The organism is Actinosynnema sp. CA-299493 (assembly GCF_050946825.1).
Lineage (GTDB): Bacteria > Actinomycetota > Actinomycetes > Mycobacteriales > Pseudonocardiaceae > Actinosynnema.
On sequence record NZ_CP191993.1, the window covers coordinates 3,804,530 to 3,813,475 of the forward strand.

Consider the following 8,946-nt stretch of genomic DNA (forward strand, 5'->3'; position numbering starts at 1 on the left):
CCGGTGACCCCGACCAGCCGCCGTCAACAACCCGGCCGCGTGGACCAGTTCCCGCGCTCCGACGACCGGCACCACCGCCCGTGACCGAGCGGAGTCGTCCACGCCGCTGAGCCGGCGCACCGCGCCCTCCAGCCAGGCTCGCCGGTCGGGTCATGGGCAGCCTCCGCATCCGATCGCGTGCTGTCGAACGCCCCGGTGCACCACGATCCGGGACGCGACCGATGTGGACTGGGCTACCCCTCGGCAATCCCGCTAACCCGCCGACCGGCCACCGCGTACCACGAGACGCTGCCCGACCAGGCCGGTTGGTGCCGGGCGGCGCGTCTCCGCGCTCGAAGACGTCGAGCTGGTCGCCTGCACAACCCCGTGCAGGCACAGCGCTGTAGCGTCATGTCCTCCTTTACCGGCTGTCGTCACCGCGCACCGCCATCAGCGTGGGCCGGAGGCTTCCCGACCGCAGCGACACCCTCGTCCGAATCGGAGTCAAGGCCGCCGGTCGCGGTTCGGGCTGCTCCATGGAGTGGGGGTGAACGGGCGGCGCCGTTCGACAACCGGGTCCTGACCGGCACTTCGCGCACAACGATCTGCCCGTACGCGCACGAAGGCACTCGTCGTGGTCCGAACGGATCACGGATCTCCGAGAGTTCCTCACGAATGGTTCCGATCCAGCGGGGAGCTCCGATGACCATGCGCGCGATCAGCCAGACCGGGTTCGGGGGACCCGAGCACCTGGCCCTGACGTGGGTGCCCAAGCCGGTGCCGCTGCCCACCGAGGTCCTGGTGAGGGTGGCCGCGGTCGGGGTGAACCCGTGCGACTACAAGACCGGTCGGGGCGAGGCGATGGCGGCCGTGGTCGGTGAGCCGCCGTTCACCCTCGGCTGGGACGTGTCCGGTGTCGTGGAGGAGGTGGGCTTCGGCGTCACGACCCTGGAACCGGGCGACGAGGTGTACGGCATGCCGTGGTTCCCCCGCGCGGCCGGCGGCCAGGCCGAGTACGTGACCGCGCCGTCGCGCCAGTTCGCCCGCAAGCCGCGCAGCGTCGACCACGTCCGAGCCGCCGCCCTGCCGCTGGCCGCCCTCACCGCTTGGCAGTCGCTCGTGGACACGGCGGAGGTCCGAGCCGGACAACGGGTGCTGGTGCACGCCGGGGCGGGCGGGGTCGGGCACGTGGCCGTGCAGGTCGCCAAGCACCTGGGCTGCCACGTCACGACCACCGCGCGCGCGGAGAACCACGCGTGGCTGCGCTCACTCGGCGCCGACGAGTGCGTCGACTACACGGTGCGGCCGTTCGAGTCCGCGATCGACCCCGTGGACGTGGTGCTGGACCTCGTGGGCGACGACCACGACATGACCGGCAGCAGGTCCTTGGGGCTGCTGAAGCCCGAAGGGCTGTACCTGGCGATCGCGTCCGGTGCGCCGCACCACCTCGTCCACGAGTTCCGCGCCAGGGGCATCCGGGCCAAGTCGTTCCTGGTGGAGCCGGACGGCGCGACGCTGGGGCACATCGCCGGCCTGGTCGACTCGGGTGCGCTGCGCGTCGAGGTGGCCGACGTCATGCCGCTGGAGAAGGCGGCCGACGCCTACCGCCTGCTGGCCCAGGAGCACGTCCGCGGCAAGCTCGTGTTGGACGTGGCCCTCTGATCCCCAGCTGATGGCACCGCAGGGACGAGTCCACCGACGGGTGGTCTGCGATCGGGTGCGCGGCGAAATCCCGGACGTCGCGCCGATTGGGGCCGGGTTGAGCGGGTAGGCCCTGTGCATGGTTCCGATGACGTTGACCGCGCTCGCGCTGACCTGTTCCCTCAAGCCCTCGCCGGCGCCGTCGAGCACCGACAAGCTCGCCCGGCAGGTGCTGGACGAGCTCGCGACCCACGGTGTCCGGGGCGACCTGGTCCGCGTGGTGGACCACGACGTGCGTCCCGGCGTGGAGAAGGACATGGGTGACGGCGACGAGTGGCCGGCGCTGCGCGACCGCGTCCTGGCCGCCGACATCCTGGTGCTGGCCACCCCGACGTGGGTGGGGCACCCGTCCAGCATCGCCCAGCGCGTGATGGAGCGGCTGGACGCGGAGCTGTCGGAGACCGACGACGAGGGCCGGCTGCTGACCTACGGCAAGGTGGCGGTGGTGGCGGTGGTGGGCAACGAGGACGGCGCGCACAAGATCATCGCCGACTGCTTCCAGGCGCTCAATGACGTCGGCTTCACCATTCCCGCGAGCGGCGGGACGTACTGGAACAACGAGGCGATGACGCCCAAGGACTACATCGAGCTGGAACAGACCCCCGACCCGGTGGCCTCGACGAACAAGAAGCTGGCGGGCAACGCCGCGCACCTGGCCCGGCTGCTCAAGCAGGCCCAGTACCCGCCCGTCCAGTGAGGAGCGCCCGCGTGAGCGAGCTGGAAGTGGTGCACGAGTTCACCGGCCCGATGCCCACCGGGGTGAGCGTGTCGCACACCGGTCGGGTGTTCGTGAACTTCCCCCTGTGGGGTGACGACGTGCCGGCGACCGTGGTGGAGCTGCGGGACGGCGTCGAGGTGCCGTTCCCCGACCAGGCGTGGAACTCACCATCGGGTGATGACGATGAGGGCGCGTTCGTCTCCGTGCAGAGCATCGTGGTGGACCCGGCCGACCGGCTGTGGGTGCTCGACACCGGCAGCCCGCTGTTCCGGCCGACCAAGCCCGGCGGGCCGAAGCTGGTGTGCGTCGACCTGGCCACCGACACCGTCGCCAAGGTGATCACGTTCCCGACCGACGTGGCTTTGGGGACGACGTACCTCAACGACGTGCGGTTCGACCTGCGCCGCGGTGAGGCCGGGGTCGCCTACATCACCGACTCGGCCGACTCGGGGCCCAACGGCATCATCGTGGTGGACCTGGGCAGCGGCGAGTCGTGGCGCAGGTTGCACGACCACCCCTCCACCAAAGCGGAACCGCTGGAGACGTTCCGCCCGGTCGTGGAGGGCACCCCGTTCCTGGAGCGCCCGGCCGACGGCGAGCCCGAGCCGGTGGCGATGGGCGCGGACGGCATCGCGATCAGCGCCGACGGGACCCGCCTGTACTACTGCCCGCTGGCGTCCCGCCGCTGGTACAGCGTGCCCACTCATTCCGTGGTGGACCGGTCGCTGCCCGACGACGAGGTGGGGGAGCAGGTGGTCGACGAGGGGGACAGGGGAGGCGGCGCGGACGGCTTGGAGACCGACGACGCGGGTCGGCTGTACCTCACGAACTACGAGCACGACGCGGTGCTGCGCAGGCTGCCGGACGGCACGTTCGAGACCGTCGCGCACGATCCCCGGCTGCTGTGGCCGGACACGATGTCGGTCGCCGAGGGCTACCTGTACGTCACCGCCAACCAGCTGCACCGCCAGGCGAAGTACCAGGGGGGCGAGGATCGGCGGCGCAAGCCGTACCACCTGTTCCGCGTGCCGATCGACGCCGGACCTGTTCGACTCCGGTGACACCACGAGCCGAGGAGTGATCCGCTGGACCACCACGACGGTGCCGATGCCGGAAGCCCACCCGGGCGGGATCGACCTGGACCGGGCAAGCCGGCTGCGGCGATCGACGGGCTGGTCACGTGCGCCCAGGCGTGCACGGCGTGCCTGAGCGAGAGTCCGGTGGCGGAGTCGGCCAAGTGCGTGCGCACCGTTCGAGCAGGGCCGCGGGGCCTCGTTGTCGACCACGTCGGCATCCCCGAGGTTCGCCGCGTCGATGCCCCGCCCACCGGGCGGGGTGGCGTTTCGGCGCAGATCGCGTGGGAAGCCGTCCGTGGACGACGGAGGAGGCGGTATGAAGGCTGTGGTGTGGCACGGGACCGGGGACATCCGCCTGGACGAGGTGCCCGACCCGAAGATCCTGGAACCGAGCGACGCGATCGTGCGCATCACGCGCAGCGCGATCTGCGGCACGGACCTGCACCTGGTGCGCGGCACCATGCCCGGCATGGTCGAGGGCACGATCCTCGGGCACGAGGCGGTCGGCGTCATCGAGGAGGTCGGTCCCGCCGTGCGCGGGTTCACCCCGGGTGACCGGGTCGTGGTGACCTCCACGATCGGGTGTGGGACTTGTTCGTACTGCCGGGCCGGTTACTACGCGCAGTGCGACACGGCGAACCCGAACGGGCCGACCGCGGGCACGTCGTTCTTCGGCGGTCCGGAGATGACCGGTCCGGTGGACGGGTTGCAGGCGGAGTGCGCGCGGGTGCCGTTCGCGATGACCACCCTGGTGCGCGTCCCGGACGCGGTGACCGACGACCAGGCGATCCTGCTGTCCGACATCTTCCCCACGGCCTGGTTCGGCGCGCGGCTGGCCGAGATCGGCAAGGGCGACAGCGTGCTGGTGCTGGGCGCGGGCGTGGTGGGGCAGTTCGCCATCGCCTCGGCAAAGCGACAAGGTGCCGGGCGGGTGTTCGTCGTCGACGGCATCGCCTCGCGGCTGGACAAGGCGCGTGAGCAGAACGCCGAAACGGTGGACTTCAACCGGGAGGACCCGGTGGCCCTGGTCAAGGAGCTGACCGGTGGCATCGGCGTCGACCGGGTCATCGAGTGCGTCGGCGTGGACGCGCAGCGCCCGAAATCCGGACCCGCCGCCGAGGACGCTGCGTCGATGGTCGACCGTTTCGAGCGCGAACGACGGCAGGCCGCCCCCGAGGCGAACCCGGTCGGCGAGCAGTGGATCCCCGGAGACGCGCCCAGCCTGGCCCTGCGGTGGGCGGTGCAGGCGGTGGCGAAGGCGGGCAGCATCGGGGTCGTCGGCGTCTACCCGCCCGGCCTCGACGGCTTCCCGATCGGCGAGGCCATGAACAAGAACCTGACGGTGAAGATGGGCAACTGCAACCACCGCCGCTACCTGCCCGAACTGCTCGACCTGGTGGTCAGCGGCGTGGTCGACCCCACCGCGTTCATCACGCAGCACGAGGAGCCGGTCACCGCGATCGAGGCCTACGAGACCTTCGACCGGCGTGACGAGGGCTGGCTCAAGACCGTCCTGGACATCGCATGAGCGCCACCGTCGCGGACGCGCTGGTCCGACGCCTGCGGACCTGGGGCGTGCCCAGGGTGTTCGGCTACGCGGGCGACGGGATCGACCCGATCCTGGCCGCCCTGCACCGGGCGGGTGGCGACCCGGAGTTCGTGCCGGTGCGGCACGAGGAGATGGCCGCGTTCATGGCCACCGGCCACGCCAAGTACACCGGTCAGGTCGGCGTGTGCCTGGCCACCCAGGGCCCCGGTGCCATCCACCTGCTGGGCGGGCTGTACGACGCGAAGCTGGACCATCGGCCGGTGGTGGCGGTCGTCGGCCAGGTGGTGTCCACGGCGCTGGGGACGGGTTACCTGCAAGAGGTGGACCTGCACTCGCTGTTCAAGGACGTGTGCGGCCAGTACCTGCAGACGGTGTCCGCGCCCGAGCAGCTGCCCGTGCTGCTGGACAACGCGATGCGCACCGCGATCTCCGAGCGGGTGCCGACGTGCCTGATCGTGCCGCACGACGTGCAGCGCGCCGACGCGGTGCAGGAGCTGCCGCACACCCACGGCGTGGTGCCCTCCTCGGCGGTCGTGGCCCGGCCACGGGTGCTGCCGCGCACCGACGACCTGCGTCGCGCCGCCGACGTGCTCAACGCCGGCCGGAAGGTCGCGCTGCTGGTCGGGCGCGGTGCGGCCGGCGCGGAGCGCGAGATCGCCCGGGTGGTCGAGGCACTGGGCGCAGGAGTCACGGCGTCGCTGGTGGGCAAACCGGTGATCCCCGAGGACGCCCCGTGGCACACCGGGGTGATGGGCCACCTGGGCACCACCGCCTCGGCCGAGTTGATGTCGGGCTGCGACACGCTGCTCATCGTGGGCAGCAACGACCCGTGGACCGAGTTCTACCCCGAGCCGGGGCAGGCGCGTGCCGTGCAGATCGACATCGAGGCTCGCGTGGTCGGCAGCAAGTACCCCGTCGAGGTCCCGCTGGTGGGGGACACCACCGAGACGCTGCGGGCGCTGCTGCCGCTGCTGCGCCGCAACCCCGACCGCCGGTGGGAACAGGAGGTGTTCACCTCCGTGGCCCGGTGGCGGCGGATCGCCGGGGAACGGGCCCACGCGCCCGCCGACCCGCTCAACCCGGAGCTGGTGGTGCACGAGCTGTCCGGCCACCTGCCACTCGACGTGCGGGTGGCGGTGGACGTCGGCTCGGCCACCTACTGGTTCGCCCGCCACCTGGCGCTGCCGGTCGGCGTGCCCGCGCACACCTCCAGCTACCTGGCGTCGATGGGCTGCGCCCTGCCCTACGGCCTGGCGGCGAAGCTGGACGCGCCGGACCGGCCCGTCGTCGCCCTGGTGGGTGACGGCGCGATGCAGATGAACGGCCTGCTGGAGCTGATCACCGTCGCCGACCGGTGGCGCACCTGGGCCGACCCGCGGTTCGTGGTGCTGGTGCTGCACAACCGCGACCTCAACGAGGTCACCTGGGAGCAGCGCGAGATGGAGGGCGACCCGCGCTTCCCGACCTCGCAGCGAGTGCCGGACTTCCCGTACGCGGCCTACGCCGAGCTGCTCGGGCTGCGCGGCATCCGCGTCGACGTACCCGACCAGGTCGGCAAGGCGTGGCACGAGGCGTTCCACGCCGACCGACCGGTGGTCGTGGAGGCGATCGTGGACCCGGCCGTGCCGCTGCTCGCCCCGCACCTGCCCGAGGAGAAGGTGGACATGATCCACCAAGGACTGGACCAGGAGCCCGGTGGCGAAGCGGAACGGGAGCACCTGCGGCGGCAGCGCGCCGACGAAGGTCACCGGCCGTGAGTGGCGGCGCCCCGGCAGAGGCGGTGCGTGCCGGCGAGGCGAAGCCCGCCACCGGGCAGGAGGAAGGACTCGGCGAACCGGACTCGTCATCGCCCGACGACCAGCGGGACGACGACCCCACACCCGAGGACGACCGCGACGACACCTGACCGCGACGGCGTTGCGCGTCGGCCGCCATCCTCACGGCTTGTCCGATGAGGACTTAGTCGTGTGCTGCGCCGCCGGTAACGAGGAAGTCCTGGTTTCCGCCGACGTGGACGGTTTGCCGGACTCCGACGAAGCCCGTCGTGCTCGGACGACCTGCTGGACGACGTGTCGGCCGGTGGTGCCGATACCGGCATCACCGGAGAAGAAGCGGCCTCCGGTCGCCCCGGGGGAAGGCGCGGCCGGAGGCGGGCAGCCCCTGGCCGCGCTGGGGGAGGCAAGCGGCCGGGGGCGGGTCGAGGGGTCGGTACGGCGGTCGCCTCTCGGCGGGTGGCTCGACGCGGCTCCAGCCGAACGGTGTTCCGCGAAGGCGTTGTGGGTGAGGCCCGGGGGACACGGACCGCACCGACCACCTCGTACAACGGCACGACACGTCCCGGTGTTCCCCTACCGACGTTCGCCGTCGACAGGCCGCTCGGGCTCGGCGAGGGCGTCACGGCGGACGACCTGCGTGCCGCGGTCGAGGGACGTGTGCCGGCCGCCGGGACCCTGGTCGGGCTGTTCGGCCGTTGAGCGACAGGAGCGGTCACCGTCGAGGAGTGCGCCACGGGAACGTCCTGGCAGCAGGGGCAGCGGTGGATCGGTGACCGGGCGCGGGAGGTGGTCGGGGCCGGCGCCGACCGTGGTGCCGTGCCCGGTCGACCGTTTCGCTTCCTCGTCGTGCGACCGTGCCCGCGCCGCGCCGCGCCCGTGGGTGGGGAGCGGTGCGGCGTCGAGGTCATCGGTGCGCGTGGGCTCGGATCACGCGATTGCCGAAGGTCCCCGAGGTGTGGTAGACGTCGTTCGACTGGTCGGTGGTGAACCAGTAGGCCACGCTCGACCAGGACCCGTTGTTCTGCTGGGAGTCCGGCCTGACGCGCAGGACGATCGTCTCCCCGCCCCTGTGGGTGGTCACCACGCACCGGTTGGTCCAGGCGATGGGAGTGCTGACAGCCGGACTGCGGTACGGGAAGTCCACCCAGGAGTGGAAGTCGTCCGAGTAGTTGCACAGGGTGAGGCTGTAGGAGGGCGAGGCCGAGGCGGGCGTCGCGGTCGCCATGGCGGTGATCGCGGTGAGGGAGGTGGCCAGAGCCGTGAGGGCGGTCCGCAGCGCGCGGTAGGTGGACATGTGACTCTCCCGGAGTCGGGTGGACGCTGTCGTGAGAACCATGCGACCCGCCTGTTCGGTTCGTCCGCGTCCGCCGCGTCCTGGTGCCCCATAGGCCACAGGTCGTTTCCCCATCGTGCGATCACGTGCGGCGGGACGCGACCACGAGCCCTGCGGGTGGCCTGCTGAGTGCAGCGGCGGCACGGGGCCGTCGTTCGTGGTGCGGAGGAAACGGTCGGTGATCATCACGCCGAAGTGGTCCTGGCGGCTCAAGCGGCGGTTGCTCCGGATGTGGCCCACGCGGGCGCGTCGACCGGGTCCGCGGCGCCGTCCACCCGGAGTCCGCTTCCCGTCGTCTCCATCATGGTCCCGTCGTCCACCAACTCCGCGGAACCCAGGGCACCCACGTCGCTCGCGTCCGGTTCACCGACGTGCCGGTCTCGGGCCAGGACGGCGACCAAGTCATGCGGTCGTACACCTGGACATCTCCCCGCTGCGCGGCGACTACCACCCGCTCTACAGCCGGCTCGGCTTCACCGAGCACACCCCGAACGGCGCGTGGGGAGGTCGGGAGCCGTTGCGCGGCCACGCGAGCGTCTGCACCGTCAGTAGCGAGCCTTACGACGCCAAGCAGGCCGTTACGTCGGTGCTGCCCCGTCAGGCGATGTCGCCGAACTCCACCCCGTGGTTCATCGACCTGGCGGGCCACCGCGACGGGGTCGGCACTTACGCCCGGGACGAACTCGTCTCGTCCGGCGACGCGGCAGGGCAGGTCACCGCCCACCGTGCCGCGGGCACCACCCGGGCGGACACGCTGAGTGGCGGTGAGCGCACGCCCGCGCACTGCCGCTGAGCTGCGCTTTCCCGCACGGGTC

At 71.8% G+C, this 8,946-nt stretch carries 8 protein-coding genes and 1 pseudogene; 8 read left to right on the plus strand and 1 reads right to left on the minus strand.

What is annotated here, in order from left to right; genetic code table 11:
• Positions 1 to 681 precede the first annotated feature (681 nt).
• The 7 genes and pseudogenes from ACQPYE_RS17015 to ACQPYE_RS17045 form a co-directional block, all read left to right on the plus strand.
• Positions 682 to 1,641 carry an NADP-dependent oxidoreductase gene (locus ACQPYE_RS17015; RefSeq protein ID WP_498722291.1) on the plus strand — a complete coding sequence of 320 codons (960 nt, stop codon included), beginning with the start codon at positions 682 to 684 and terminating at the stop codon, positions 1,639 to 1,641.
• Positions 1,642 to 1,768: 127 nt separating this feature from the next.
• On the plus strand, positions 1,769 to 2,377 hold the full coding sequence (locus ACQPYE_RS17020) for a flavodoxin family protein (protein ID WP_498722292.1): 609 nt from the start codon (positions 1,769 to 1,771) through the stop codon (positions 2,375 to 2,377).
• An 11-nt stretch (positions 2,378 to 2,388) separates the two neighbouring features.
• On the plus strand, positions 2,389 to 3,459 hold the full coding sequence (locus ACQPYE_RS17025) for an L-dopachrome tautomerase-related protein (protein WP_498722294.1): 1,071 nt from the start codon (positions 2,389 to 2,391) through the stop codon (positions 3,457 to 3,459).
• Between the two features lie 331 nt (positions 3,460 to 3,790).
• The gene (locus tag ACQPYE_RS17030) at positions 3,791 to 5,002 is read left to right on the plus strand and encodes a zinc-dependent alcohol dehydrogenase (RefSeq protein ID WP_498722295.1); all 1,212 of its coding nucleotides are present in this window, start codon (positions 3,791 to 3,793) and stop codon (positions 5,000 to 5,002) included.
• Entirely contained in the window at positions 4,999 to 6,780 is a 1,782-nt protein-coding gene (locus ACQPYE_RS17035; protein WP_498722297.1) for a thiamine pyrophosphate-requiring protein, read from the plus strand. Before ACQPYE_RS17030 ends, ACQPYE_RS17035 begins: the two co-directional genes overlap by 4 nt.
• A complete protein-coding gene (locus ACQPYE_RS17040; protein WP_498722298.1) occupies positions 6,777 to 6,929 on the plus strand; it encodes a hypothetical protein in 153 nt (50 codons plus the stop codon). Before ACQPYE_RS17035 ends, ACQPYE_RS17040 begins: the two co-directional genes overlap by 4 nt.
• Before the next feature lie 451 nt (positions 6,930 to 7,380).
• Positions 7,381 to 7,497, plus strand: a pseudogene (locus ACQPYE_RS17045) (YbhB/YbcL family Raf kinase inhibitor-like protein); the annotation flags it as partial.
• 205 nt (positions 7,498 to 7,702) lie between these two features.
• On the opposite strand, the gene ACQPYE_RS17050 reads toward ACQPYE_RS17045, so the two are convergent.
• The gene (locus tag ACQPYE_RS17050) at positions 7,703 to 8,092 is read right to left on the minus strand and encodes a hypothetical protein (protein ID WP_498722299.1); all 390 of its coding nucleotides are present in this window, start codon (positions 8,090 to 8,092) and stop codon (positions 7,703 to 7,705) included.
• 625 nt (positions 8,093 to 8,717) lie between these two features.
• Between ACQPYE_RS17050 and ACQPYE_RS17055 the strand changes: the two genes are divergently transcribed.
• Positions 8,718 to 8,924 carry a hypothetical protein gene (locus tag ACQPYE_RS17055; protein ID WP_498722300.1) on the plus strand — a complete coding sequence of 69 codons (207 nt, stop codon included), beginning with the start codon at positions 8,718 to 8,720 and terminating at the stop codon, positions 8,922 to 8,924.
• The last annotated feature ends 22 nt before the right edge of the window (positions 8,925 to 8,946 follow it).

Bases quoted from the DNA above. Each gene is read 5' to 3' on its own strand.
- ACQPYE_RS17050 (WP_498722299.1), bottom strand. From the start codon at position 8,092: ATGTCCACCTACCGCGCGCTGCGGACCGCCCTCACGGCTCTGGCCACC.
- ACQPYE_RS17015 (WP_498722291.1), top strand. From the start codon at position 682: ATGACCATGCGCGCGATCAGCCAGACCGGGTTCGGGGGACCCGAGCAC.
- ACQPYE_RS17030 (WP_498722295.1), top strand. From the start codon at position 3,791: ATGAAGGCTGTGGTGTGGCACGGGACCGGGGACATCCGCCTGGACGAG.
- ACQPYE_RS17020 (WP_498722292.1), top strand. From the start codon at position 1,769: ATGACGTTGACCGCGCTCGCGCTGACCTGTTCCCTCAAGCCCTCGCCG.
- ACQPYE_RS17035 (WP_498722297.1), top strand. From the start codon at position 4,999: ATGAGCGCCACCGTCGCGGACGCGCTGGTCCGACGCCTGCGGACCTGG.